22 protein-coding genes and 2 tRNA genes are annotated in these 23,789 nt (G+C 71.3%); 10 read left to right on the forward strand and 14 right to left on the reverse strand.

The genetic code is table 11. The features are described from left to right. Positions 1-4: 4 nt before the first annotated feature. Positions 5-3,385, reverse strand: a complete 3,381-nt coding sequence (locus tag C3K08_RS02450) for a helicase-related protein (protein WP_104989882.1) — start codon at positions 3,383-3,385, stop codon at positions 5-7. Between the two features lie 173 nt (positions 3,386-3,558). On the opposite strand from C3K08_RS02450, the gene C3K08_RS02455 reads away from it, so the two are divergent. Then, positions 3,559-4,263, forward strand: a complete 705-nt coding sequence (locus C3K08_RS02455) for an ankyrin repeat domain-containing protein (RefSeq protein ID WP_234009137.1) — start codon at positions 3,559-3,561, stop codon at positions 4,261-4,263. Positions 4,264-4,267: 4 nt separating this feature from the next. Here C3K08_RS02455 and C3K08_RS02460 read toward each other — a convergent pair whose 3' ends face one another. Beyond that, positions 4,268-4,852, reverse strand: coding sequence for a PIN domain-containing protein (locus tag C3K08_RS02460; protein WP_158679816.1), 585 nt, complete (start codon positions 4,850-4,852; stop codon positions 4,268-4,270). 1 nt (position 4,853) lies between these two features. Next, positions 4,854-5,279 (reverse strand): helix-turn-helix domain-containing protein, encoded by a 426-nt coding sequence (locus C3K08_RS02465; RefSeq protein WP_234009138.1) that lies wholly within the window; start codon positions 5,277-5,279, stop codon positions 4,854-4,856. A 282-nt stretch (positions 5,280-5,561) separates the two neighbouring features. Between C3K08_RS02465 and C3K08_RS02475 the strand changes: the two genes are divergently transcribed. The 4 genes from C3K08_RS02475 to C3K08_RS02490 all read left to right on the forward strand — a co-directional run bounded on the left by C3K08_RS02475 (position 5,562) and on the right by C3K08_RS02490 (position 9,015). After that, positions 5,562-8,072, forward strand: a complete 2,511-nt coding sequence (locus C3K08_RS02475) for a hypothetical protein (protein WP_104989884.1) — start codon at positions 5,562-5,564, stop codon at positions 8,070-8,072. Positions 8,073-8,118: 46 nt separating this feature from the next. Then, complete coding sequence (locus tag C3K08_RS02480) at positions 8,119-8,814, forward strand: TrmB family transcriptional regulator (protein ID WP_104989885.1); 696 nt, start codon at positions 8,119-8,121, stop codon at positions 8,812-8,814. Between the two features lie 15 nt (positions 8,815-8,829). Next, positions 8,830-8,905 (forward strand) — tRNA-Ala (locus C3K08_RS02485). Positions 8,906-8,938: 33 nt separating this feature from the next. After that, positions 8,939-9,015 (forward strand) — tRNA-Met (locus tag C3K08_RS02490). Between the two features lie 119 nt (positions 9,016-9,134). Here the strand turns inward: C3K08_RS02490 and C3K08_RS02495 are convergent. Next, entirely contained in the window at positions 9,135-9,932 is a 798-nt protein-coding gene (locus C3K08_RS02495) for a GNAT family N-acetyltransferase (RefSeq protein ID WP_158679817.1), read from the reverse strand. 337 nt (positions 9,933-10,269) lie between these two features. On the opposite strand from C3K08_RS02495, the gene C3K08_RS18870 reads away from it, so the two are divergent. From C3K08_RS18870 to tmk, 4 genes are all read left to right on the forward strand, one after another. Further along, the gene (locus C3K08_RS18870) at positions 10,270-10,755 is read left to right on the forward strand and encodes a helix-turn-helix domain-containing protein (protein ID WP_104989887.1); all 486 of its coding nucleotides are present in this window, start codon (positions 10,270-10,272) and stop codon (positions 10,753-10,755) included. A 367-nt stretch (positions 10,756-11,122) separates the two neighbouring features. Next, positions 11,123-11,521, forward strand: coding sequence for a glyoxalase (locus C3K08_RS02505; protein ID WP_104989888.1), 399 nt, complete (start codon positions 11,123-11,125; stop codon positions 11,519-11,521). A 24-nt stretch (positions 11,522-11,545) separates the two neighbouring features. Then, positions 11,546-12,358, forward strand: a complete 813-nt coding sequence (locus tag C3K08_RS02510; protein ID WP_104989889.1) for a Nif3-like dinuclear metal center hexameric protein — start codon at positions 11,546-11,548, stop codon at positions 12,356-12,358. Positions 12,359-12,473: 115 nt separating this feature from the next. Then, positions 12,474-13,115, forward strand: coding sequence for a dTMP kinase (tmk, locus tag C3K08_RS02515; protein WP_104989890.1), 642 nt, complete (start codon positions 12,474-12,476; stop codon positions 13,113-13,115). A gap of 24 nt (positions 13,116-13,139) precedes the next feature. On the opposite strand, the gene C3K08_RS02520 is transcribed toward tmk, so the two are convergent. The 6 genes from C3K08_RS02520 to gnd all read right to left on the reverse strand — a co-directional run bounded on the left by C3K08_RS02520 (position 13,140) and on the right by gnd (position 19,329). Beyond that, a complete protein-coding gene (locus C3K08_RS02520; protein ID WP_104989891.1) occupies positions 13,140-13,973 on the reverse strand; it encodes a glutaminyl-peptide cyclotransferase in 834 nt (277 codons plus the stop codon). Between the two features lie 109 nt (positions 13,974-14,082). Beyond that, positions 14,083-14,475 (reverse strand): nuclear transport factor 2 family protein, encoded by a 393-nt coding sequence (locus C3K08_RS02525; protein WP_104989892.1) that lies wholly within the window; start codon positions 14,473-14,475, stop codon positions 14,083-14,085. Between the two features lie 60 nt (positions 14,476-14,535). Continuing rightward, positions 14,536-15,654: a tRNA epoxyqueuosine(34) reductase QueG gene (queG, locus tag C3K08_RS02530; protein ID WP_104989893.1), complete on the reverse strand. Its 1,119-nt coding sequence runs from the start codon at positions 15,652-15,654 to the stop codon at positions 14,536-14,538. A 42-nt stretch (positions 15,655-15,696) separates the two neighbouring features. Beyond that, positions 15,697-16,662: a glucose-6-phosphate dehydrogenase assembly protein OpcA gene (locus C3K08_RS02535; protein WP_199776972.1), complete on the reverse strand. Its 966-nt coding sequence runs from the start codon at positions 16,660-16,662 to the stop codon at positions 15,697-15,699. A 31-nt stretch (positions 16,663-16,693) separates the two neighbouring features. Beyond that, positions 16,694-18,253 carry a glucose-6-phosphate dehydrogenase gene (gene zwf / locus C3K08_RS02540; protein WP_104989894.1) on the reverse strand — a complete coding sequence of 520 codons (1,560 nt, stop codon included), beginning with the start codon at positions 18,251-18,253 and terminating at the stop codon, positions 16,694-16,696. Further along, on the reverse strand, positions 18,250-19,329 hold the full coding sequence (gnd, locus tag C3K08_RS02545; RefSeq protein ID WP_104989895.1) for a phosphogluconate dehydrogenase (NAD(+)-dependent, decarboxylating): 1,080 nt from the start codon (positions 19,327-19,329) through the stop codon (positions 18,250-18,252). The genes zwf and gnd overlap by 4 nt, the downstream gene beginning before the upstream one ends. A gap of 180 nt (positions 19,330-19,509) precedes the next feature. Between gnd and C3K08_RS02550 the strand changes: the two genes are divergently transcribed. Then, positions 19,510-20,628 (forward strand): WD40 repeat domain-containing protein, encoded by a 1,119-nt coding sequence (locus C3K08_RS02550; protein ID WP_104989896.1) that lies wholly within the window; start codon positions 19,510-19,512, stop codon positions 20,626-20,628. A gap of 16 nt (positions 20,629-20,644) precedes the next feature. On the opposite strand, the gene C3K08_RS02555 is transcribed toward C3K08_RS02550, so the two are convergent. The 4 genes from C3K08_RS02555 to C3K08_RS02570 are packed head-to-tail and all read right to left on the reverse strand — an operon-like array spanning position 20,645 to position 23,761. Continuing rightward, positions 20,645-22,135, reverse strand: a complete 1,491-nt coding sequence (locus tag C3K08_RS02555; RefSeq protein WP_104989897.1) for a YwqG family protein — start codon at positions 22,133-22,135, stop codon at positions 20,645-20,647. Further along, positions 22,129-22,389, reverse strand: a complete 261-nt coding sequence (locus C3K08_RS02560; RefSeq protein ID WP_104989898.1) for a hypothetical protein — start codon at positions 22,387-22,389, stop codon at positions 22,129-22,131. The genes C3K08_RS02555 and C3K08_RS02560 overlap by 7 nt, the downstream gene beginning before the upstream one ends. Before the next feature lie 12 nt (positions 22,390-22,401). After that, positions 22,402-22,956 carry an SRPBCC family protein gene (locus C3K08_RS02565; RefSeq protein WP_104989899.1) on the reverse strand — a complete coding sequence of 185 codons (555 nt, stop codon included), beginning with the start codon at positions 22,954-22,956 and terminating at the stop codon, positions 22,402-22,404. 49 nt (positions 22,957-23,005) lie between these two features. Then, complete coding sequence (locus tag C3K08_RS02570) at positions 23,006-23,761, reverse strand: PIG-L deacetylase family protein (RefSeq protein WP_104989900.1); 756 nt, start codon at positions 23,759-23,761, stop codon at positions 23,006-23,008. Between the last annotated feature and the right edge of the window lie 28 nt (positions 23,762-23,789).

Consider the following 23,789-nt stretch of genomic DNA (forward strand, 5'->3'; position numbering starts at 1 on the left):
AGGGTCAGGCGGGGCGCAGGCCCAGCGAGCAGATGATCTGGGGTTCCTGGGGGGCTTCGTCGTCCTCAGCCCGCAGGCTCAGGCGGTCGTCATCGCGCAGGCTCAGGACCAGCGCGGCGAGGGTGGCGTCGTCGATGCCGGTGCGCAGCTGCCGCGCCAGGGTGTCGGCGGCCGCCGCGCGCAGGGGATGGCGGTAGATGTCGTCGATGGCGCGCTGCAACTCCGGGGAGGCGTAGAGCGACCCTTCCAGGCTCTCCCAGTAGCGCTTGAGCCGCTCGTAGGTGCGCGCGCGCGGGCCGTTGGGCCGGCCCAGCTCCCCACCCGCCAGCCCGGCTTCCTGGGTGGTGATGTGCTCGACGCCCTGGCGCACCAGATCGTGGTGGTGCGGCAGGCGCGGGACGGCCGGCGTGTCTGGGGAGCACTCGGCGGCCTGCAGCACCCGGAGCTGGCTCTGGGTCACGCTCTGGCCGTGCTCGTCCATCCAGGCCAGGGCGTCGTAGCCGCTGGCGGTGCGGGTGTAGACCAGGACGCCGGGGGGACCATCTTCACCCGGCGCCAGGGCCTTGGTGCTGTAGACCACGTCGGGCAGCGCCGGAATGCGGGCGTTGAGGGTGGGATCTGCCTTGACCGCGTTCTGCCAGATCTGGAACGCATAGCTCGCCAGGTCCACCTCGTGGTCGGGTTCGCTGTCCAGCAGGCCGGACTTCTCGTTGTAGAGGTCGACCAGCTTTTCCGCCTCGTCGTCCTCGAAGAAGCGCTCGTCGGTGCCGACCACCTCGGCGTTCTCCTGAAGGCGCTGGCGAACCCGCGAGCGCAGCTGGATCAGGCGCTCCACGCCCTCGGCCGGCAGGAAGGAGTACACCTCGATCTCCCGCGCCTCCTGCCCGATGCGGTCCACGCGCCCGGCGCGCTGGATCAGGCGGATGATCGCCCAGGGCAGGTCGAAGTTCACGATGATGTGGGCGTCCTGGAGGTTCTGGCCCTCGGAGAGCACGTCGGTGGCGATCAGCACGCGGATCTCCTGATCGGGCGGGTAGCTCTTGCCGTTGCTGCGCGGGGAGAAGCGCCAGGCCAGGGCGGTGGGGTCCTCACTGGCCCCGACCGCGCCCTCGACCTGGGTCAGGCCGCGGGCGCGCAGCTGCTCGACGAGGTACTGCACCGTGTCGGCGAACTGGGTGAAGACCAGGACCTTTTCCTGCGGGTGCCGGGAGGTCAGCAACTCGACCAGGGCGAGCAGCTTGGGGTCGCTCTCCGGGTGCCACGCGCCGGCACTGGCGAGCACGCCCATCAGGGCGCGGGCGTCCTGACGCAGGGCGGTCGCGAGCTTCTTCGTGAACAGCTCGGCGCGGGCCCAGCGGAAGCGCCGCTTGTACAGGGTTTCGTAGCTGGCGTAGACCTGCGCAGCGCGCGTCCGGTAAGACGCCTCGGTGGGGGCGAGCGCGTCCAGGTCCTCACCCACCACGGTGTCGGCCAGCTCGCCGGGCGCGGTCTCCTCACCCTCGGGGCTGAACAGCGTCTCCTCGTCGTCGTCGCGCTCGTCGAGCAGCTCAGCGTTCTGCGACCCGATGGGCAGGGGCTTGCCGGCTTCCAGGGCGTGCAGGAACACGTAGTTGCGCAGGATATGGCGCTCGAGCGACTGGACGAAGGTGAAGCCGCCGCTTTCCAGGCGCTTGAACAGGCCGGTGCGCGAGAAGCCGATCAAGCGCTTGCCGGCGCGGCCCAGGTTCAGGAGCAGTTCCTTCTCGGCGGGCGTGGCGCTCCCGCGCGTCTTGTCGTTGATGTAGTTGCCCAGCCCATACCGGGGCAGGGCGAGCTGCCCGATGGTCTCGACCACGGTGGGCGCGTACAGGCGGGCGTAGGCGTCGTCCGGGTTGCCCTCGTCGACCGTGAAGGTCACGGTGCGTGGCCGACGTACCGGAAAGTACGCCCGGCGCCCGTCCCCGAAGGTGAGGTAGCGCCGACTGTCGGTGTCGTCGACCTCGGCATAGTTCGCCTGCACGAAGCTCCGGGTGCGCCGGACCAGGTAGAGCCGCATCAGGTCGCGCCAGTCGTCGGGATAGGCGCTCTTCTCGAAAGCGGCGATGCTGCGCACCGGCGCCTGGTGCTGGGCGCGGAAGTCCGCCTCTCCCACCTCGCGCATCAGCAGCTCGGGGCGGATACCCAAGTCGGCGTCCTCGGGCACGAAGAGGCGCAGCTGCGCGCCTAGGTCCGCGTAGCTTTTGTTGTAGGGCGTGGCCGACAGCAGGATCACCTTGCTCTCGTTGAAGGCGACGTACTCCTGGATCGCCCGGTAGCGACGTCCCTCGCGGTTGCGCAGGTTGTGGCTCTCGTCGATCAGGACCACCTGGTAGCGCCGCTCGTCGGGCAGGACCGTGGTGACCCGGCTGATGGGGAGCACCTTGGCCAGGAGGCCGTAGCGGTGGACGTAGTCCTGCCACATCGGCACCAGGTTGACCGGGCAGATGATCAGGGTGCGGACGTCCTGCGCTTCTTGCATCACCCGCACCAGGGCGGTCGCCATCAGGGTCTTGCCCAGGCCCACCACGTCGCCCAGCATCACGCCGCCGCGCTTGTTGAGGTGGTGCGCGGCGATCTGGACGGCGGCGGTCTGGTAGGGGAAGAGGATGCGCGCCAGGTCGCGGGGAATGCGGAACCCGCCGACGCCGGCGCGCGCCTCGCGCGAGAGGTGGTAGGCCATCTTCAGGTAGATCTCGTGGGGCGTGTGGCCGCGCTCGCTCGCCCAGCTCTCATCGATGATCTGCGCGAGCTCCAGGGTGATGTCCAGCGCCCAGCGGTCGTGCCAGCGGTCCTCGAACCAGTCGGCGAGCTTCTTCGTCGAGTCGCCGTCGAGCACGTCGACGTTCAGCTCGCCCTGGCGCTTGAGGCCCGCGAAGCTCAGGTTGCTGCTGCCGACGTAGGCGACGCGCGGCGCGGCGTGGTCCTGGCGGTGCAGCAGGTAGAGCTTGGCGTGCAGCAGGTGGCCGAGGAACAGCTTGACCACGACCTTGCCGCTCTTGAGCTGCCGGCTCAGCCGGCGCAGGCCCGCCTCGTCGCTGTCGGTGGGGGCGCCCAGCATCAACTGCTCGCGGAAGGCCTCGGCGGCGCGGCGCTTGAGCCGGGCGGCGGCCTTGTTGTCCAGGCCGCCGGGCTGGTCGCGCAGGGTCAGGGCGGCCCGCAGCTCGTCCTTGGGCAGCTCCTGCATGCCCACCAGCAACCGGGTGCGGGCGTCACCCTGACCGCTCCACAGCTCGGTGAGGTCGTCGATCAGCTTCCAGCCCCGCAGGTTGAAGTAGCCGACGCAGAAATCAGCGCGCACGGCGGACTGCATCGACACGCGCAGGTCGTCGATCAGCTTGAGGTCGATGTTGTCGAGGATCTTGGGCATGCCGGCTCAGGGGCAGGCTATCCCAGGAACTCCGGGAAGGCGTGCCAGGTTGCGGCGTGGATCGCGGTGCGATCTGTAGCTCCAGATGCGGGATCCAGTGACATGGAGCAGAGGTGGGGCAGGCGGGTTCGCCAGCTTCCTTACTTCATCGGGCCAGGTCGCATGATGGAGCCATGCCTGCGTTGCGTCTGCCTCTGCTGCTCGCCGCCCTGCTGTCGCCGGTGCCCGCGCAGGCGGGTGGGCAGAGCAGCCCGGCTCCAGGAGTGTCCCGCATGACCCAGACCACCCTGAACACCGCTCTTCTCGCCGCCGCCGAGGTGGGCGACGCCGCCCGCGTCCAGACCCTGCTGCGTCAGGGAGCCTCGCCAAGTGCCCGCCGTGCCGACGGCCGGACCGCCCTGACCACCGCGGCGCTGGGAGACCATGTGGAGGTCGCCCGCCTGCTGGTCGGCGCCGGGGCCGATCCGGAGCCGCAGGACACGGACCGCAACAACGCCCTTCTCGTGACCGGACAGACGGGCAGCGTGGCGATGTTGCGCGAGGTGCTGCGGGCGGGACCCGACCTGACGCGCACCAACCGCTTTGGCGGCACGGCCCTGATCCCAGCGGCGGACCGCGGGCACGTCGAGTACGTCCGCGAGATCCTGAAGACGGGGATCGACGTGGACCATGTCAACAACCTGGGCTGGACTGCGCTGCTGGAGGCGGTGATCCTGGGCGACGGGGGCGCACGGCATACCGAGATCGTGCGGCTGCTGCTGGAGGCTGGGGCCGACCCGAACCTGCCCGACGGCGAGGGGGTGACAGCCCTGGATCATGCCCGGTCACGGGGCTACGCGGCGATGGTGCACCTGTTGAAAGAAGCGGGCGGACGCTGAAAAGTCACAGACCTTCCCGGGTGTCGTCTGATTCCAGCAGGAACCGGAGACGCTCTCCGCTGACCGGAAGGCCCAGGGTAACGAGACCGTCGGCCACGGCCTGCGGGCTCATCGGCGGCCTCTGAAGAGCTGTGCTCAGACGCCTGACCACGGCCACGACCTCATGCGGCCACTCTTGCAGCCAGGCCAGCAGGGCCGCATCCGGGTGGACAGGCGTGATGCCGTGGGGCTGGAGGACGGACACCGGAAAGTCCCGGAGGTTGAAGGTCAGCAGATGGGTCGCCTCGCCGGTGATGGCCGCGGCCAGGACGTGACGATCCTCCGGGTCGGGCAGGGACAACGTGGGGACGAGGGGCTCGTACCCGGTGACCCGTGCACCCTCCACCGCTCCTTCCATCCGCTGCCGGGTGCGCTCCAGGGCGGCTGGGGAGAGGTCCGGTCGGTGCTCCAGCAGGTTGCGGATCCACTCGTTCTGAACCTCGTCACTCCAGCGCAGCTCCACGAGGTCAGCGCCAGCCAGCCGGATCAGCAGATCCCGCAGGAGGGAGGGGTACAGCACGTTGGCGTCGCAGAAGACTCGCCTGGTCACGTCAATACAGGCCCATCTGCTGTGCCTCGGCGGTCAGCTCGTCGGCCAGCGCCTGGCGGCGTTCCTGCTCGGCCTGGTAGGCCAGCAGGTCCGAGAGCGCGATGCGCCGGTGACTGCCCACCCGGTGGTGGGGCAGCTTCCCGGTGTCCAGCAGCCGGGCGATCAGGAACGGGCGGCTGACGTCCAGCAGGCGGGCTGCCTCGTGGGTGGAGAGATGCTGCTCGGTGGGGATCAGGGTGACGGCGTGACCACGGGCGAGCTCCTGCGCGGCCTCCTGGAGCAGGCGGGCGAGGGTCGGCGCAACCGCAAGCCCTCCTGCCTGCCCAGGGATACGGAGCTCCAGCGTGCCGTCCTGCTCACCCAGGGCCTGCACCAGGGCCATAAGCTGGGCCTGTTCCTGCTGATCTGGAAGGTAGGAGGCGGTCATGCCTGAGTCTGACATAAGTGCAACAAGTGCAACATGGTGCGGCTTACCTCCCCTCCTCGTTGACAGACCGTTGACAGACAAGTGACAGACAACGCTCTGCCGCATACGGGTGAGCCCTGAGGCGCTCTCATCCAAAAAGTCCAGAAACACGGTGTCTTGCGGCGGGCTGAGGCAGAAAAAGAGACCCGACGCTCGCTTCACACGCGAGGGGTCGTAGGTTCAAATCCTATACCGCCCACCACACAAAAGACCTCGGCTCAGCCGGGGTTTTTTCGTCGGTGTATGAGCTTCGGCGACATGGAGGCCCGTCTGCCCCCTGCCGCCGAGTACGCTGCCTTTATGTCCCTGCTGCTGCTCTCGCTGCTGGTGTTGGGCCTCGCCTCGCTGGTCCGCCTGTCGGCCCTGGGCCGGGAGGTGCGGGGGCTGCGTGACCGCCTGGAGGCGCTGGAAGCCCAGGCGGGGGCGCGGGTCGGCGTCTGGGCGCCCGCACCGGACGCGGCGGCCGACCCGGAGCCGGTCGCTCCTTCCGCTGCCGCGCCGCCTTCCGGGTGGCCGGAGGACCAGCGCAGCGGAGCGTCGCCGCGTCCTGCCCGCGCTCCTATCCCGTCGCGCACGGTGTTTGCGGTGCTGGGGGCGGTGGTCACGCTGGTGGGGGCGGCGTGGTTCCTCGCGGCGCTGGCCCGCAGCGGCGTCCTGACCCGTGAGGTGCTGCTGGGCCTGGCCGCCGCGCTGGCCGTAATCCTGTACGCGGCGGCGGGACGGGCCGCGCCGGTCATCGGGGAGGCGATGCGGGGGTTGGGGTACGGGCTGCTCGCCCTGTGTCTGGGGGCGCTCGTGGGGGCAGGGGTGGCCTCGGCGGGCACCGTCCTGGCCGCGATTCTGGCGCTCAGCCTGGCGGTCGGGCTGCACGGGGCCGCGCGGGGCCGACTGCTGGGAACGGCCACGGCGCTCAGCGGGGCGAGCCTCTCGACCTGGCTGCTGGCCGACAACCTGGGGGAGCCGACCTTTCCGGGGCTGGCGTTGCTGGGGGTGGCCGGGGCGACGGTTCTGGCCGAGCGGCGGCTGCGTCCTGCGGGCAGCGGTGTGCTGGCCCCCCTTCCGGCGGTGGGGCTGCTGGGGCTGGTCGTCACCACACAGCTTCATGGGCAGCCGGGCCACCCGCTCCTGTGGGGCGGACTGCTGCTGGGGGCGCTGAGCGCCGCGCTGGCGGTCGGGCTGCGGGGCGAGGCGACCAGCGCGGCGGCGTCCATCCCGGCGTGGCTTCCGGCGCGGACCACCCTGGGGGCCGCCGGGGTCCTGCTCGCGGGGCTGGCGGGGACAGCGCCGCTGCTCGCGGCCCTGGAGGGTGGCCCGGGCGCGGCGCGGCCCGGCGTGGTCGCCACCCTGCTGGGGGTCGGGGCCGTGTGCGCGGCGCTGGCGCTGGGGCTGCACCGCCGGGGGCCGCCCGGCATCGCCGCGCTGCGCGACGCGGTGCTGGGGGTCGGCGTGGGGACGCTGGGCGGGGCGCTGGCCTTTGGGCTGGACGGCTGGCGGGCCTCCACCCGGCTGCTGGGGCTGGCGTCGGGGGTGGCTGTCCTGGGAGCGTGGCTGCGCTCGCCCGTGTGGCGGGGCGTGGGCGCCGCCGGACTGGCCCTGGTCCTGGCCGACCACCTGCTGCGGCCCTGGCCGTCGTCCACCGTCGTGGCGGGGCTGGCCCTGGGCGGCAGCCTGGTCCTGGGCGGGCGGACCGGGCGGGGGGTGGCGGGGGTGGCCGGGGTGACGCTGCTGCGGGCCGTCTCCGCACGGACCGGCCTGATCGGGGACCTCGGCCCGGAGGCGCGCTTTCTCGTCGCGGCGGGAGCCGTCGCCGTCCTCTCGGCCGTGACGCTGGCCCTGCACCGCGCCGGGCGGGAGCGGGTCGCGGGCACGCTGGTGTGGAGCGCGGTGGCGGGCGCTCTGTTCCTGATCCCGCTGGGGCTGGCCCACGCCGAGAACGGGGCGGAGGTCGCGGCGTTCAGCCTCCTGTCGGGCGGTCTGCTGTATGCCGTCGCCGGGGTGCACCGTCCCCTGTTCTCCGCCCGGGTGCGCCGGGGGCTGGAGGGGGTGGCCGTGGCGACCGCCGCCCTGGGCCTGCCCGTCTGGGGAGAGGTGGACGGGGTGCCGGAACGGGTGGCTCCCGGCCTCGCCGTGCTGGCGGTGGTCCTCGCGGCCCTGCCCGGCGAAACCCGGCCCTTCTGGCGGGCGTGGCCGGTGGTGGGCCTCGCGGTCCTTGTGAGCGCAGCGGTAATGCTGGACGGGCCTGACTCCTCCAGCGCGGGCCTGTGGCGACTGCTGGGCGCGGCGGCGACGGGCGCGGGCCTCGCCCTGCTGGGCACCCCCGCCGGGTGGGGGTGGCTCAGGCGTGAACCGGACCCCCGGGGCGACCGCGACGGGGCGAGGCGGCGGCTCGCTGTTCCGGCGGTGCGGGACGGGCTGTTGCCTGGCCTGGCCCTCCTCCTGCTCGCGCTGGCCGGACGCACGGCCGAGTTCCTGCTGGGCGGTGCGGGGCCGGTCACCCTGACCTCGACCGCCGTGCTGCTGGCGTCGGCGGTCGCGCTGCTGGTGCAGGCCCGGCGGCTGCGGCGCCCGGTGCGCTGGTGGCTGGCGCTGGCCGCCTTCGGGGTGGGGGCGCTCAAGCTGGTCTTCCTCGACCTTGATGACCTCGGCGGGCTGCTGCGGGGGGCGGCCACGGCCGTGATCGGCTTGCTGCTGCTGGGCATCGGGCAACTCGCGCCTCGCCCGGACGAGGAGGCCACGCCGGACCCCGCCGCCTGAGCGCCGGGCCAGCCCCCGCGCCGGGCTTCCCGTATGCTAGGCCCCAATGAGTGCCGTGATTCACCTGCAAGCGCTGGGCCTGACCGAGTACGAGGCGCGTGCCTATACCGCCCTGCTCGCCCTCGGGCGCGCCGTGCCCGCCCGCGTGGCGCGGCAGGCAGGCATTCCCCGGCCCAAGATCTACGAGACCCTGGAACGCCTCGAAGGCCGGGGCCTGGCCGCGCGGGTGGGCCAGAACCCGCTGGAATACGCCCCCCTGAGTGCCCGCGAGTACCTCGCGCGGGCGCGGCGTTCCTTCGACGACCGCCTCGGCGCGCTCGACCGCGACCTCTCGCGCCTCGCCCCCGACCCCGCTCCCGAGGCGGTCTACCACCTCTACGGGGAAGCGGCCATCCGCAGCCTGTGCGAGGACCTCACCCTGAATGCCCGGCAGCGGGTGTACATGGCGGGCGAGACGCCCCTGGCCGAGCGGCTGGAGCGCCTGACCCCCCGTGGGGTCGAACTGCGCCGCGCCGCGCTTGCGGGCCTGCCCTCCATCGCCGCCGAGGGCCAGCGGGCCTTTTTGCTCGCCCGCGACGGCGAGGCGGCCGTGATCGCGCACTTTATCGAGGAGGGGAGCAGCGGCGAGGCCCACGGCGTGCACACCCACAACCCCGTCGTGGTGCACCTGATCGAGGGGTACGTGGAGCTGGCGGCCCGCAGTGCTCCGGGGACCGTTGACAAGTCGGGAGACCCACTGTAATCTAACCGGGCCTTCGGGGCTGTGGCGCAGTTGGGAGCGCGTCTGAATGGCATTCAGAAGGTCAGGGGTTCGAATCCCCTCAGCTCCACCAAAAGGCCCCGCCACTGCGCGGGGCACTTTTCAAGGCGATGTAGCTCAGCTGGTTAGAGCGAACGACTCATAATCGTTAGGTCCCCGGTTCAAGTCCGGGCATCGCCACCAAGAGGCATCCGCGAGGGACCCGTGCGCGTCTGGCACGGGTCCCTCGCTTTGTTTTGAGGGCGAGCGGATGAGGCTTGAACACTCCGGCTGCCAGCGACGTTTCTGGAGTCCCGACTCTGTTACTCCCGGCCCCCCGAGGCCAGGAAGTAGGCGCTGATCTCGCCCACCGTTCGGAATCCCAGCCGACGGTAGATGCCTTCACCCTGGGGCGAGGCGGTCAGGGTCGCGTGACGGTGCCCGGCCGCCCGCGCGAGCCGCACCAGTTCGGCGGTCATGGCTGTGCCGTACCCCAGTCCCCGCGCGTCGGGACCCGTGACGATGTCCTCCACCGCTGCGGCGTGCGTGCCGTGAAAAAGGGCGCCGCACACCAGCGGCTGCTCGCCCCGCCATCCGAGGTAGTGCGTGCGCCGCGCCGGGTCACGCGTCGCGGCCTCGTACAGCGCCTCCAGCGAGCGCCGCACGTCCGCTCCCGTGTCCAGCCAGCGCAGGGCGATCCAGGCCCGCAACTCCTGCAGCGTCCCCACCGGCCGGATCACCAGGTCCGTCTTCGGAGCGCCCTCCTGAACGGTCCCGAGGTCAAGGATCATGCCCGGCTCCGTCTCGACAGGCACCAGTCCAGCCCGCGTGAGCCGGGTGGGCAGGTCCGTAGGTGTGGTCATCGGCCCCGTCCACCAGAGCGCTTCAGCGCCCGACGCGCGAAGCTGGTCGCACGTCCACCGAATCCGGTCGTCCGCCGTCCTGGGGTCGAACTCGGCATGGATCACCCCATTGAAGGTGTCGTAGGGCAGGGCCAAGGTAAACCAGCGCACGTCACCCTCTGTGTGCAGGGCACCGCCGGGCAGCGAGGCGAAATGCTCAAGCAGCTCCATCTTGGTGAAGTGGACGGTCTGGGGGGGTTCGAGCGTGGTCACGGTCACCCGCCCATCTGACCGGAGGGCAGCCCCCTGGGCAAGGGCACGATGGCCTATGGCCGAATGTGAGGGCAGTGTTCGAGGTGAGCTGTCCAATCTGATGGCTGTTATGGCTCTGCGACTTGTCAAAACTTCTTGACAAGCCAGGTATTGACGCATATGCTCCTGCCATGGCTCACCTACTGCGTTTCGCCCGCTTTGCCGCCCTCCTCCTGATCCTCGCCGGGTTCGCCACTATCCTCGCGGGTCACTTCGAGTCGGGCCGCTCGCTGTGTGTTCTCGGGCTGGCTGCCGGTCTGCCTTCGGTTCTGCTGCCGTCCAGACGCCCGGCCCGGAGGAGCTGATGCGCAACCGGATTCGGGAGCTTCGCACCGGGCGCGGCTGGTCTCAGGCCGACCTCGCCGCGCACCTGGGGGTCTCCCGTCAGACCATCAACAACTTCGAGACGGGCAAGCACGATCCCAACCTTCTCCTCGCCTTCCGTCTCTCCTGGCTTCTCGAGCAGCCGCTGGAGGCGATCTTCAGCGTCGACCCCGACGAGCATGAGCAGCTGGTCGGCGAACGCTGGGAGTACCAGGACCGCCTTGCAACGGCGTTCGATGAGGTCAGCGTGCTGGGCGAGATGGGCCGCGAGGGCTGGGAACTCACCGGCTTTGGCCCGCTGGTGCTGCACTTCCGCCGCCCCGAGGACGCCAGCCTGCGCCTGACCTGGGCGTATGAGCGGCGGGCCGGACTGCTGGCCGGGCGCGTCCGCAAGGAGCTGGAGGCGCAGGGCTGGACCTACAGCGGGACCTGGGGCACCCTGCACTACTTCAAGCGGCCCGCCTGAACGGGCGGCGTGTGGCTCTGTAGCTCCCTGCGCGGCGAGGGCTTCGGAGACGGGGGACACGCGGACCTCTTCTCGGCCCGGCCCGTCGGCACAGGGTCTCGCGGAGGGACATGGGGTTGAGTGCAGATTCCCCTCAGCGCAGCCTGGGCGAACGGTGCCGCCCACCCCCCGCGCCTACCTGTGCGGCCAGAGCACGGCGACAGCGGTGTGGAGAGGGTGTGACGGTCTGGCTGGGACGCAGGCTGGCCCAGGTGAACCCGGCCACAGGGCGACCAAGGACGACCTCTTGGAGACCGAGGGCAGATGAGGGCTGTCGTCCCCAGAGTAGAGACATAGGCTCGGCGGCCCTGCCCCTTACCCTCAGCCTATGACTTCTCTGATCTCTGGCCTCGACCACGTCCAGATCGAAGCGCCTGCCGGGTGCGAAGCGGCGGCGCGGGCCTTTTTCGATGACTTTCTGGGTCTGCCCGAGCTGCTCAAGCCGGAAGCGCTGCGGGCGCGGGGCGGCGCGTGGTTCGGCCTGCCCGACGGGCGGCAGGTGCATGTCGGCGTGACGCCGGACTTCGTGCCGCGCGAGAAGGGGCACCCGGCGCTGCGCTGTCCGGACCTCGCCGCGTTTCAGGCCCAGTGCGAGGCGCACGGCGTGGCCTACCGGGCCGACGCCGAGGCCGGGGTGCCGCGCGTCTTCCTGCGGGACCCCTTCGGCAACCGGCTGGAGGTGGTCGGGGGCGGGCATGAAAGCGTGGTCCGGGACGTTCCGCTCTGAGGCCCCGCGCCTAGAATGCCCCCCATGACCGACCCGACCCCCCGGCCCCCCCAGACCCAGCGCGGCCCTGCCTCCCGAGGAGAGGTCGAACGCGACACGCTGGTCCGCTGGCTCAGCGACTACCTCCAGATCGGGGCCTACCCCGACCCCAGCCTCAACGGCCTCCAGATCGAGGGCACGCCGACCATCCGCCGGGTGGCGGCCAGCGTGGATACCAGCGTCAAGACGCTTCAGGCGGCCGCCGACAGCGGGGCCGACCTCCTCATCGTCCACCACGGCCTGTTCTGGGGCCGCCCGCTGCCCCTCACCGGGCCGCACCGCGAGCGGGTCCGCACGGCGCTGATGGCCGACCTGAACCTCTACGCGGCGCACATTCCCCTCGACGCCCACCCCGAGGTCGGCAACAACGCGATGATGGCCCGTGCCCTGAGCCTTCAGAACGCGCGGCCCTTCGGGAACTGGCAGGGGCACCAGATCGGACTGGCGGGCGAACTGCCCTTCGCCCAGTCGTTGCAGGACTTCGCCGACCGGGTGCAGAAGCTGACCGGGGAAATCTGCCTCGTCCACGGCGGCGGCCACCCGGAAGTCCACCGCCTCGGCATCCTCAGCGGGAGTGGGGCGGGCGCGGTCGCGGAGGCCGCCGCCCTGGGCCTCGACACCCTCCTCACGGGCGAACCCGAGCACAAGCACTTCCACGACGCCTTCGAGTACGGCGTGAACGTGGTCTACGCCGGACACTACGAGACCGAGGTCTTCGGTGTGCGGGCACTCGCCGCCAAACTGGAAGACGAGTTTGGGCTGGCGTGGCAGTTCCTGCACCATCCGACGGGGCTGTGAGGGCACGGAGCGCCGGGTCGGATGGTCCAAGGGTTCAAGGGGTCAAGAACGCTGGCCCCGGCCTCTCCTTCGGCCGTGTAACGCTGCGACACTTAGACCGCACCACAGGTACCTCATGACCCCCCTGTTTCTCACCTTCGAGGGTCCCGAGGGCGCGGGCAAAAGCACGCAACTGCGGCGGCTCGCGGTGCGGCTGGCGGCGGCGGGGGTTGCCCATACGGTCACCCGCGAGCCGGGCGGGACCGGGCTGGGCACGCGGGTGCGCGAGGTGCTGCTCGACCCCACGCTCGACATGGACCCCCTCCCCGAGTTCCTGCTGTACTCGGCCAGCCGCGCCCAGCTCGTGCGCGAGGTGCTGCGCCCGGCGCTCTCTCGCGGCGAGGTCGTGCTGTGCGACCGCTACGCCGACTCCAGCCTCGCGTACCAGGGGGCGGGGCGAGGACTGGACCCGGCCTTCCTGCGCCCGCTGACGGCGGAGGTCACCGGGGGCCTGACCCCTGACCTCACCGTGCTGCTGGACCTCGACCCGGCGCTGGGCCTCCGCCGGGCGGCGCAGCGCGGGCAGCCCGACCGGCTGGAGCAGGCCGACCTCGCCTTCCACGAACGGGTGCGCCAGGGCTTTCTCGACCTCGCAGCGGGGGAGCCGGGGCGTTTTCTGGTCCTTGACGCGGCGCGGGACGAGGCCGAGCTGTCGGAGGCGATCTGGCGGGTGGTGGGGGAGAGGGTGGCGCAAGCCGGAAGACAGGTGCAGGGCTGAGTCCCCCTCCCCCGCGTGCTCGGCTCAGGGCTTCTTGACGGCCACCGCCGTCACGCCCGGCACCTTGACCTCGAACAGCACGGGCCAGCGCTTGCCGGTCAGCAGCAGGGTGCCGCGCTCGGGCACGTAGGCGATGCCGTTGGGCACGTCGTCGAAGGTCAGGGGGCGGCCAGAGCGGTCGGCGCGGTCGCTCGCCTCTTCCAGCAGCTCACCCACGTCCAGCCACGCGGTGACCCGGCCCGTGCGCGGGTCGATGCGGGCGATGCGGTCGGTGAGCCACACGTTGGCGTAGATCTGGCCCTGCACGTACTCCAGCTCGTTGAGGTTCTTGACGGGCTGGCCCCGGTCGGTCACCCGCAGGGTCCGCGTGACCTCGAAGGTGCGGGGATCGCGCCAGAACAGGTTCGGCGAGCCGTCACTCATGATGAGCTGGCGCCCGTCGTGGGTCAGCCCCCAGCCCTCGCCCGAGTAGCGGTAGCGGCCCTGCTCGCGCAGCGTTCCGCCATCGAGCGCAAAGGCCACGCCCGTCTGCCAGGTGATGTGGTAGGCCACGTCGCCCAGCAGCGTCACGCCCTCTCCGAAGGCGCTGGCGACCGGCGTGGGCACCTGCAGCAGTACCCGCCCGGTTCGCAGGTTGACCCGCCGCACCCCCGACTCGCCCACCTGCCCGGTGCTTTCCAGCAGGGTGCCGCCGCCGAGGTACTGAAGGCCCTGGGTAAAGGCCCCCCGGTCGTGCGGGTAGCGGGCGGTGACGGTGGGCTTGAGCACCGGTGGCGCGGCAGTCTGCGCGGCCTCCGCCGTGACGGAGAGGGCCAGGAGCGCCGCGAGGAGGGGCAGCAGGGGAGAGCGGGGGCGCATGCCCCCATGCTAGCCGCGCCGGAAGAGGGGCGCGTCTTGAGTTCGCCTTTAGCGCTGAAAACCCCCCGGCTCCACAGGGAAGCACCGGGGGCGGCGGAGAAGGGGCGGCTCAGCCCTGCTCCTGGCCCTCCACGGCGGGCTTCACGAAGGCCGCCGAGTCGTAGTAGGTGCGGAAGGCCTTCACCTTCTGGCCGTCGTGCTCGATCACGCTGCTGCCCCGGTAGGCGATGTCGTGCCCGCCCGCGAGCTGCCCGGTCGCCTCCCACTCCATCAGGCCAGTGTGCCCGTCGTCGGCGTGGTGGAAAAACTCGCTGTGGATGGTGCTGAAGTTCTCCAGGTAACGGGTCCAGAAGTCCCGCGCCCCGTCCAGCCCGCTCCATTCCTGGGTGGTCATGTTGCGCAGGGTGCAGCCCTCGGCGAAGAGTTCGACCAGCGGCGCAGGGTCGCGGCTGTCCTCGGTGGTTCGCAGGGCCTGCATGAACTGTTCGGTCAGGGTCGCCATGCCCCCCACCTCATCACGTCCGCCCGGCGCTGACGAGTGGGAAAAGACTCAGAGTTGCCCTCATGAAGTCAGGGTCAAGGTCCGCGCTGCCGTGTCTCGCACGGCCTCGTGGGGGTCGTCCAGCAGCGGGCGCACCTGCCCCGTCTCGCCCCACTGCCCCAGCGCCCACGCTGCCGCCTCGCGGACCTCCCAGGCGGGGTCTTCCGCCCCGGCGAGGAGGAGGGGCCAGCCCTGGGGAGCGAGGCCATGATCCGGGGATAGGTTGCCCAGCACGGTGAGCGCGTTGCGGGCCATGCCCTTGCGGCGCGGGCGCAGGAAGGCGGTGCCCGCGAAGCGCCGCTCGAACCCCCGCTCGCTCACGCCGAAAAAGGCCGAGAGGTCCGGGTGCGCCAGCTCCGGGTCGGGCTTCAGGAGCCGGGCGAGCGGCCCCGCTTTCTGGCTCCAGGGGCACACCTCCGAGCACACGTCGCAGCCGAAGAGCCAGTCGCCCACGCCAGGGCGAAGGTCGTGCGGCAGCGGCCCCCGGTGCTCGATGGTGAGGTAGGAAATGCAGCGCCGGGCGTCGATCTTGCGGTCGTTTCCGATCGCCCCGGTCGGGCAGGCGGCCACGCAGCGGAAGCAGCGGCCGCAGCGGTCAGGATGAGTCTCAGGGGTGGCCTCGAAGGGGAGGTCGGTCAGCAGCACCGCCAGGGTCACGAAGGCCCCCAGCCGCGTGCTCACGGTCATGCCCGACTTGCCCCGCCAGCCCAGGAAGGCCCCGGCCGCGAAGAGGCGCTCCATCACCGGGCCGTGGTCCACGTAGCCCCGCGCCCGGAGGCCCAGCCGCGCGGCCTCCTCCTCCAGCCGGGTCAGGACGGGTTGAAGCTGGTCGTGGTAGTCGGGGGTCCAGGCATAGCGGGCCACCTGCCCCACCCGCACGCCGCCGGGGGGAGGGCCAGGGTCCGCGAAGGCGTGCGACACGCCCAGGACCAGCACGCTCCCCGCCCCCTCCAGCCGCGAGGCCGGGTTCGAGCGGGCCGGAAGCTGCCGCTCCAGATAGCTCATCCCCGCGTGCCGCCCCGCCGAGAGCCAGCCCGCGTATTCGGCCACCGCCGGGGCCGGAACCTGCGCGGGTGCCCACCCCACCGCGTCGGCCCCGAGGGACACGGCGAGGTCGGAGAGGACTTCGGCAGCGTTCACGGAAGGCAGTGTGCCACGCGCCGCCCGCCGCGAAAGAGAGCTTCAGCCTCCCCGCTCGGCCTCCAACTGTGCCCGCGCCAGCGCCCAGGCCCGCTCGAAGACCTCGCGGCGTTCGGGGCGGGCCATCACGCGGGCGAGGCCCTCGGCCAGGGTCATGCGGGGGACGTTGAGTTCGGTCCGGCGGGTCATGCCCGGCCATTCGCACCCCGTCCGCACGAGGTCGCCCCCGGCCGCCGTAAGCGTGAAGCGCACCCCCTCACCCCGCAGGGTGACCCCGCACAGGTCGCCGTTCTCGCGTCCGCAGTCGCCGGGGCGGTAGGTCACGCCGCCGAGGTCCGGCCAGCCCAGCGTGCTCGCCACCCACCCGGCAAAGAGGCGGGCGGGGAGGTCGTTGTGCCCGGCGTAGGTCAGTTCCAGCCCGCGCACCCGGGCGAGCTGCCGCGCCGCGTCGGGGCTGTCGAACAGTTGCGCGAGGCCCTCGCGCCACCCCGCCGAGCGGCTCCAGCCCAGGTCGGCCAGGGCGTAGTGCCGCGCCGGGGGAATGTCGAGGGTGAGGCTGTCCGCGATGACCTGATCGGCGATCTCGGTGAGTTCGGAGAGCAGCACCCCCTCCGGGCGGGTGTCGGCTCCCCACCACACGTGGTTGACGGTGGCCGGGCGCAGCAGCGGGAGAATCGCCCCCTGAAGGCCCTCGGGGTCGGCCGAGAGCCGGAGGCGCTCGACATACAGCCCGCCCGGCTGCGGCACGAGGCTGACCTGCACCCGGACCTCGCCCCCGGGCGCGTCCATCACGCCGATAATCTGCCGCCCCGCGTAGCGTCCCTCCAGCCCGGCGAGCGCCTCCTCCACCCGCGCGAGGTGACCGCCCACCGTCAGCGCGATGATGTTGCCGGTGTAGGCCCGCGTCTCCACCTGCGTCTGCGCCCAGAGGTCGTCGAGCGCCCCCTGCGCCCCCCGCACCGAGGTCTCGACCGGGCCGAGGATGGGAAGGTCGGTGGGGGAGGTCATGGGGCGTCCCCTGGCACACCGCGAGTCCCGCTCACAGCCGCCTCCAGCGCCGGTCCGGGCCGATCAGCCGGTCGGCGGCCTCCGGTCCCCACGTTCCGGCGGGGTAGTTGGGGAAGTCCTGCGCGGGCGTGCCCTCGGCGGTCTCCAGCAGCCCGGAGACGAGTTGCCACGCGCAGTCCACCTCGTCCTCGCGCGGAAAGAGGGTGGCGTCGCCCAGCATCGCGTCGAGCAGCAACCGGGAGTAGGGGCTTTCCAGCGGTGCCCCAAAAGCGTCGTAGCGGAAATCCATGACCACCTCGCGCAGCACCATCTCCTGCCCCGGCGACTTGGAGGAGAACTTCAGGCTGACCCCCTCGTCGGGCTGGATACGGAAGGCCAGCACGTTGCGCTCCAGCCCGCCGGGAAACATGCCCAGCGGCGGGCGCTTGAAGACCACAGCGATCTCAGTGACCTTTTTGGGGAGCCGCTTGCCCGTCCGCAGGAAAAAGGGCACCCCCTGCCAGCGCCAGTTGTCGACCTCCAGCTTGACCGCCACGTAGGTCGGGGTAGGGCTGCCTTCCTTCACGCCGGGTTCCTCGCGGTAGCCGGGCACCGCCTCGCCGTAGAGGGTGCCGGGACCGTACTGGCCGCGCACGGCGACCTCCGGCACGCGCCCCGCCGGAATGGGCCGCACCGCCCGCAGCACCTTGACCTTCTCGTCGCGGATGGCGCCCGCGTCAAAGGCGACGGGCGGCTCCATCGCGGTGAGCGCGAACAGTTGCAGGAGGTGGTTTTGCAGCATGTCGCGGATGACTCCGGCTTCCTCGTAGTACCCGGCGCGGCCCTCCAGCCCCAGGTCCTCGGCGGCGGTGATCTGCACGTGGTCGATCATGGCGCGGTTCCACAGCGGCTCGAAAATCGCGTTGCCGAAGCGGATCGCCATCAGGTTCTGCACCGTCTCCTTGCCCAGGTAGTGGTCGATGCGGTAGACCTGCGACTCGTCCCAGACGCGGTGAATGGCCGCGTTCAGCTCGCGGGCCGAGGCGAGGTCGCGTCCGAAGGGCTTCTCGATCACCAGCCGCCGCCACCCCTCCGATTCGTCGGCGAGGCCCAGGCGCCCGAGGCCGTTCGAGATCGGCTCGAAGAGGCTGGGCGGCGTGGAGAGGTAAAAGAGGGCATTCTTGCGCCCGCCGTGCGCGTCCTGCGCCCGGTCAAGCTCCTTGCCCACGAGGTCGTACACCTCATCTGCACCGAAGTCGCCGTATTCGTAGTACAGCAGCTCGCGGAACTTCTCCAGACTGCCGGGCTGCGGGGCGTCCGTCTCCTTGCTGCTCTGGAGGGCCTCCAGTGCATAGTCCTTGAACTCCTCGTCGGTCATCTCCTGACGGCCCACCCCGACGATGTTGAAGGCACTCCCCAGCAGCCCGTCCTGCCACAGCCCGAACACGGCGGGCAGCAGCTTGCGCCGGGCGAGGTCCCCGGTGGCCCCGAAAATCACCAGCGTGGCGGGCTCGGGAGCGCGGCTGCGGCGCATGGCGGCCCGGAAGGGGTTGTGCCCATCCGCTCCGGGGCCGTCCTCGCCGGGAGCCTGGGGTTTCCGGCCTGCGGTCACGCTCCGTCTCCCGTCACGCGGGTCTGGCCCGTCTCGCCGAGCTGACGGTCCTCTTCACCGACCGAGACCGGCTGCGCGGCCTCCACCGGGATGTTCTGCGGGGCCGCCGCCGCCGGATGCTCGCCGGGCTGCACCTCGGGTACCACGGCTTCTTGCCGGGTGGACTCCAGAATCTTGACCGCGTGCCCACCAAAGGCCCGGCGCATCGCCGAGAGCATCTGCCCGGCGTAGCTGACCTCCTGCTGCGAGCGGAAGCGCATCTGGGTCGCCAACGTGATGACCGGGGTGGGAATCCCGAGTTCGATGGAGTCGATCACGGTCCAGCGCCCCTCGCCCGAGTCGGCCACGTAGTCGGAGAGCTGCGAGAAGTCGGCCTCGTTGGCAAGGGCCTCGGCGGTGAGGTCGAGCAGCCACGAGCGGATCACCGAGCCGTGCCGCCACAGTTCGGCGATCTGCGCCATGTCCAGCCCGTAGTCCTCGCGGGCGTGCAGCAGCTCGAAGCCCTCGGCGTAGGCCTGCATCATCCCGTATTCGATGCCGTTGTGGACCATCTTGACGTAGTGCCCGCTGCCCGACGGCCCCATCCGGCCCCAGCCCCTGTCGGGCGCGGGCGCGAGGGCTTCGAGGAACGGGCGCAGCCGCTCCACCGCCTCACTTGGGCCGCCCACCATCATCGCGTAGCCCTCCTTCAGGCCCCAGATGCCGCCCGAGGTGCCCACGTCCACCATGTGGATGCCCTTCTGGGCGAGGGCCTCGGCCCGGCGCATCGTGTCCTTGAAGTTGGAGTTGCCCCCGTCGATCACGATGTCACCGGGCGCGAGCCTCCCCGCGAGGTCGTCGATCACCGCCTGCGTGATCTCCCCGGCGGGCACCATCACCCACACCGCCCGCTGGCCGGGTTCACCCAGTGCGGCGATCAGCTCGTCCACCGAACGGGCGCCCTGCGCTCCACCCTGCTCGATCAGGGCCACGCTCTCCTCGCTGCGGTCGTAGCCCACGACGGGCTGCCCCCCCTGCACGAGGCGCAGCACCATGTTCCCGCCCATCTTGCCCAGCCCGATCATTCCGAGTTTCATAACAGCCTCCCGGCACGGGGGAGGGATGCGGAAGCGGCCTCCTGCCCCCCGGCTCATCTAGGGGGCATCATACGCGCGGGCCTGGCGGGGCGGCTCCGGCGGGGCGTTGTCTCAGGGCTGGCTCAAGGGCGGCGGGCAGATGCGGCCGGGCGGTCCTCGCCGGGGCACTACAGTCGGGGCATGACCGCCGCGCCCGAGCCCCCCCGTCCCACCCGGCTCCAGCGCGTGCTGACGGTGCTGATGGTTCCGCTGCTGGTCTTCAACCTCGTGGGCATCGCCCGCGCCGTGTGGGACTCGCGGCCGGTGCAGATGTGGCGGGCGCAGCAGAACGGCCTGCCCGTCTACCTGCGGGGCGGCGGCCTCTACGAGGGCCTCGACCACGCCGCGCAGTCGCCGGACGGCCGCTGGGTGGCGATTGGAGGGAGCCGCAAATACGGGGAGAGCTTCACCGCGCGGGTGGCGCTCTGGGAGGCGGCCACGATGGACCGGCGCTGGACCACTGACCGCCCCACGACCGACTTTCGCAGCGTGAACGGTCTGGTCTGGTCCCCCGACAGCCGCACCGTCTGGATTCACGACACCGAGGGCCGGGTCACCGCGCTGGACGCGGCCGGGGGAAAGGTGCGGGGCGAGTGGCGTTCCTTTGAATATCAGCCCTGCGTGTTCGCCGCGCTGCCCCAGGGCCTGCTGCTCACCGACGCGGCGGGACCGGGGCGCGACCGACCCGTGCGCCTCACCCTGCGGCGCTGGTCGGACGGGGCGGTGGTGTGGCGGGTGCCCTTCGCGTGCTGGTGGGAATCGGGGGGCAGCGTGGACGCGGCTGGAAGGACGCTGGCCTACAGCCCCCGGCGCGGCGAGGTGGCTCTCTACGACCTGAAGGCGCGCCAGCCCCGCCCTGGGCGCTTCCGCTCCGGAGGCGAGGGCGAGGAAGGCCCCTACAGCCTCGCCCTCACGCCGGACGGGACGCGGGTGGCCGCCGGGTGGCACGGGGGCACGCTGACCGTCTGGGACGGGGCGACCGGGCGGGAAGTGTGGCGAACCCGGCCCCACCGGGGGCTGGTGCGGGCGCTCGCCTGGAATCCGGCGGGAACGGCGCTGGCCTCGGCCGCGTTTGGCGGCTGCGGCGGCTGGCGCAGCGAGTGCGTGGTGGTGACCCGCGCCGCCCCGGACGGCCCGCGCAGTCAGGTGGTCTGGTCCCGGCGGTACAACGTGCCCGACACGGTGCAGTGGCTCGGCCCCGACCGGTTGCTGCTGGGTCAGGAGGAGGGATCGCGGGTGGTGGCCGTGCCGGGGGAGTGAGGGAACGCGGGCCGCTTCAGAAGGCGTCCAGCTCGACCCTCACCCGCGAGAAGTCCCGCCGCGCGAGGTCTTCTGCCCTGATGAAGAACCCGATCCACCCGCCCAGCCCGCCAAACTCGCCGTAAATCTGCCCGCCCACGTCGTCGCCGTCGAACTGGAAGAGCAGGCGCCAGTCCTCGGCAGGCGGGAAAGCCGCGTTGATGAGCATGGCGTGACCGCCCAGGCGGTGCCCGTTGACATGAAGCTCCGTCATCCCGCTCTCCGGAGTCGTCTCCTCCAGCCACTCCAGGCGCCGGTCTATCCCCGACGGGAACTCGCGGTCGTTCAAAAAGGCAAGGGTACGTTCGGGCGGATTGAACATCTCGGCCTGAAACTCGTCGGTGAAGGCGGGAACTTCGCGGGTCAGCGCCGCCTCGTCCTGCACGACTTCCGGCCAGTACAGGACGCGGGCGACCGGATTGCTCCTCTCCGGGTCCGCGACCGTCTCCTCGTAAGAGGCGTCCGAATTGGCCACGAACAATTGCAGCAGGCCCCGGCGCGGCAACTCCGGCAGGTGGCCCTGGGCGTTGGCTGCGGTCAGATCGATCTGCGCTACGAAGTAGAGCGGGCTGCCGGACGGCTGGGTGGGCCACGCCGCTCCCCTGGGGCGGTAGGGAACGCCTCCCAGCTTGCTGTCCCAGGGGGCAGGCGTGCCGGGCACCACCACCGGGCGCACGACGGGCCACGCCCACTGCTCCAGCCGCTCCCGCTCCTCCTCCGGCGCGGGCGGCAGCCACAGCGAGCCGTCAGGGCAGCGGGGGCTCATTCGCACAAAGCCCTCCCGCGCGAGTTCCCGCCCCTGCTCCTCGAAGGGCATCTCGGCGGGGGGTGGGGCGATCTGGACGTTTTCCGCCATCACCGCCATCAATTCCGCGAACCGCTCGCGCATCTCGGGCGTGGGGTTCCACAGCAGGGAATCGGCGGGGGTGTCCTCGGAGGGAAGGGTGCCCGCAAACGCCCCATCGTCGGTGTGAACGGTCGAAGTCGAACGGTACTCCGCCGGAACCGTCGGCGGGTCCTTCATCCCTGTCTCCCGCTCGAAGGCGTCCAGTTCCTCCCAGAGCCGGGCCGGGAAGCCGAGGTCTTCCATGCGCAGGGGTCGCCCATCGTCCAGCAAGGTTCCCGCCTGCGCCATGTCGCGCAGGATTCGCAACTCGAACGGGTTCCAGCCCCAGGTCTGAAACTGTGCCCGCGTCTCCTCCCGCATGGCGGCCTCGTCAAAGGGGGGCGGCGTGGTCTCGCGGACCTGCCCGCCGCGTTCCAGCCGGGTCACGCCCCCCCCGAAGGTCAGTGTGACCCGCTCGCCCGTCACGGGCTGCTGCCAGGCTTGCCGGAGGGTCATGCGGCTGCTCGGTTCGGTCATGTCCAGTCTCCTCTCCGCGACCTGCAGGTTACAGGCGACGTACAGCAGCCCTGCCCCCAGCAGCAGGGTCAATGCCAGGGCGGCCCGGCCCGGCGGCTTCAGCATTCCGCCCCCGCCGCCCGCACCTCCTCGCAGTCCAGCCCCTGATACGGGTCGGTGAGGGGCAGGGTCAGGAAGGGGTCGGCCAGAGACCGCCGGAAGTCCTCCTCGCTGATGGCGAGCCGCGCTGGGTACTCCATGAACCCGTTCTGCACCATGAACAGCAGATAGGGCTGGCCCGTTTCCGGATGACGCCCCAGCGTGAGGCGCAACTCCGGGTTCCGGAAGACGGCCCCGTCCCGCAGGTCCCAGAGGTCCACGTTCCCCGCCTCCTACCTGCGCCGCCGCGCCGCTTTGGCCGCTTCCTTGGCCGCCTTCTGCTCTTCTTTCTGCTTGCGCTGCATCTCGCGGCCCATGTCTTCCATGAGTTGGGCGCCGGGGGCGTCGACCTGCCGCTGGAGCGCCGTCAGGGTGCTGATGACGAGGTTGTGCATCAACCGCTCGACGGGTTTCTGGACCCAGCGGTAGCGAACCTTGCCGTTCATGCCCAGGGTGACCTCGGTGCCGCCGGGCATCGCCTTGAAGGTCCAGCTCTGGGTCAGCCGCTCGAAGGGGCCGACGTGCCGCACGCTCTCCCAGCCGCCGCGCAGCGGGGCCTGAAGCTGGCCGTACTTGGCGGTGAAGCTCAGGCCGAACAGCCGCCGCGAGAACTTGAAGCGCACCCGAACGTTGTTGCTCAGGCGGGTGCTTTCGCCGCCCTCGTACTCGGCCCGCGCGAGGTTGGGGTCCCACCGGACGCGGCGCCGGGGCTCCAGCGCGAGGCGGTACAGCACGTCCGGACGCGCCCTGACCACGATGCTCTGCCTGATGTGGATGTCCTCGGCCATATGTCGGGGTCACTGTAGCGCGGGCCGCCGCGCCGCACGTCCCGCGCCCTCAGTCCAGGTACTCCCGCGCCCGCAGATGGCTCGCCCGCAGAGTGAACCTCTCCGCGTACTTCACGCCCGCCAGCCGCCCGATCTGCGCCCGCGTCTCGCGGAACTGCTCGGCGGACCACGCCCACTTGTAAAAGTCGCGGTAGTAGCCCGCCACGTCCGCCGCGACCTCGAAGGTCTCGGAGGTGTCCACGAACACCTCGGGGTAGGGCGAGGCGGGCGCGTAGTACTGGTAGAAGCGCACGGGCTCGCGCCACGCTTCGAGCCGGGCCACGTCCTCGCCGCTCTCGACCGCCTCGTCGCCGCTGAGGTCGGGCGCCGGGGGCATCAGCGCCCCGCCGCCCGACTCGTTGACGATCTTGGGGATGCGGGCCAGCGTGACGGCATCAAAGGCGATCTTGGCGGTCATGCGGTGGTCCGGGTGGGGGTGGTCGTCGCTCCAGGTGATCACCGCGTTGGGCCGGAAGCGGGCATACAGGCGGGCGAGTTGCAGGGCCTCGGTGCGCCCGCCTGTCATGCGGCTGTCGCCCATGTCGAAGAAGTGGTGCCGCGCCCCGATCCTCTGCGCCACCCACGCCCCGTGCTCCTGGCGGACGCGGGTGACTTCCTCGTGTGGGGCGTCTCCGAACTGGGAGGCGAGTTCCCCCAGGGTGGTCCACACCAGCAGCACCTCGTCGCCCCGCGCCGCGTGCCTGGCGAGGGTGCCGATGCAGCCGATCTCGTCGTCGGGGTGGGCAAAGACGGCCATGAGTCGCATGGGGGAAAGGATAGGGCTTGAGGCGCGT

This window comes from Deinococcus sp. NW-56, from assembly GCF_002953415.1.
GTDB lineage: Bacteria > Deinococcota > Deinococci > Deinococcales > Deinococcaceae > Deinococcus.

Coding starts and splice junctions, on each gene's coding strand:
- C3K08_RS02450 (WP_104989882.1), bottom strand. CDS start 3,385: ATGCCCAAGATCCTCGACAACATCGACCTCAAGCTGATCGACGACCTG.
- C3K08_RS02455 (WP_234009137.1), top strand. CDS start 3,559: ATGCCTGCGTTGCGTCTGCCTCTGCTGCTCGCCGCCCTGCTGTCGCCG.
- C3K08_RS02465 (WP_234009138.1), bottom strand. CDS start 5,279: ATGACCGCCTCCTACCTTCCAGATCAGCAGGAACAGGCCCAGCTTATG.
- C3K08_RS02475 (WP_104989884.1), top strand. CDS start 5,562: ATGAGCTTCGGCGACATGGAGGCCCGTCTGCCCCCTGCCGCCGAGTAC.
- C3K08_RS02480 (WP_104989885.1), top strand. CDS start 8,119: ATGAGTGCCGTGATTCACCTGCAAGCGCTGGGCCTGACCGAGTACGAG.
- C3K08_RS18870 (WP_104989887.1), top strand. CDS start 10,270: ATGCGCAACCGGATTCGGGAGCTTCGCACCGGGCGCGGCTGGTCTCAG.
- C3K08_RS02505 (WP_104989888.1), top strand. CDS start 11,123: ATGACTTCTCTGATCTCTGGCCTCGACCACGTCCAGATCGAAGCGCCT.
- C3K08_RS02510 (WP_104989889.1), top strand. CDS start 11,546: ATGACCGACCCGACCCCCCGGCCCCCCCAGACCCAGCGCGGCCCTGCC.
- tmk (WP_104989890.1), top strand. CDS start 12,474: ATGACCCCCCTGTTTCTCACCTTCGAGGGTCCCGAGGGCGCGGGCAAA.
- C3K08_RS02520 (WP_104989891.1), bottom strand. CDS start 13,973: ATGCGCCCCCGCTCTCCCCTGCTGCCCCTCCTCGCGGCGCTCCTGGCC.
- C3K08_RS02525 (WP_104989892.1), bottom strand. CDS start 14,475: ATGGCGACCCTGACCGAACAGTTCATGCAGGCCCTGCGAACCACCGAG.
- C3K08_RS02535 (WP_199776972.1), bottom strand. CDS start 16,662: ATGACCTCCCCCACCGACCTTCCCATCCTCGGCCCGGTCGAGACCTCG.
- gnd (WP_104989895.1), bottom strand. CDS start 19,329: ATGAAACTCGGAATGATCGGGCTGGGCAAGATGGGCGGGAACATGGTG.
- C3K08_RS02550 (WP_104989896.1), top strand. CDS start 19,510: ATGACCGCCGCGCCCGAGCCCCCCCGTCCCACCCGGCTCCAGCGCGTG.
- C3K08_RS02555 (WP_104989897.1), bottom strand. CDS start 22,135: ATGCTGAAGCCGCCGGGCCGGGCCGCCCTGGCATTGACCCTGCTGCTG.
- C3K08_RS02565 (WP_104989899.1), bottom strand. CDS start 22,956: ATGGCCGAGGACATCCACATCAGGCAGAGCATCGTGGTCAGGGCGCGT.
- C3K08_RS02570 (WP_104989900.1), bottom strand. CDS start 23,761: ATGCGACTCATGGCCGTCTTTGCCCACCCCGACGACGAGATCGGCTGC.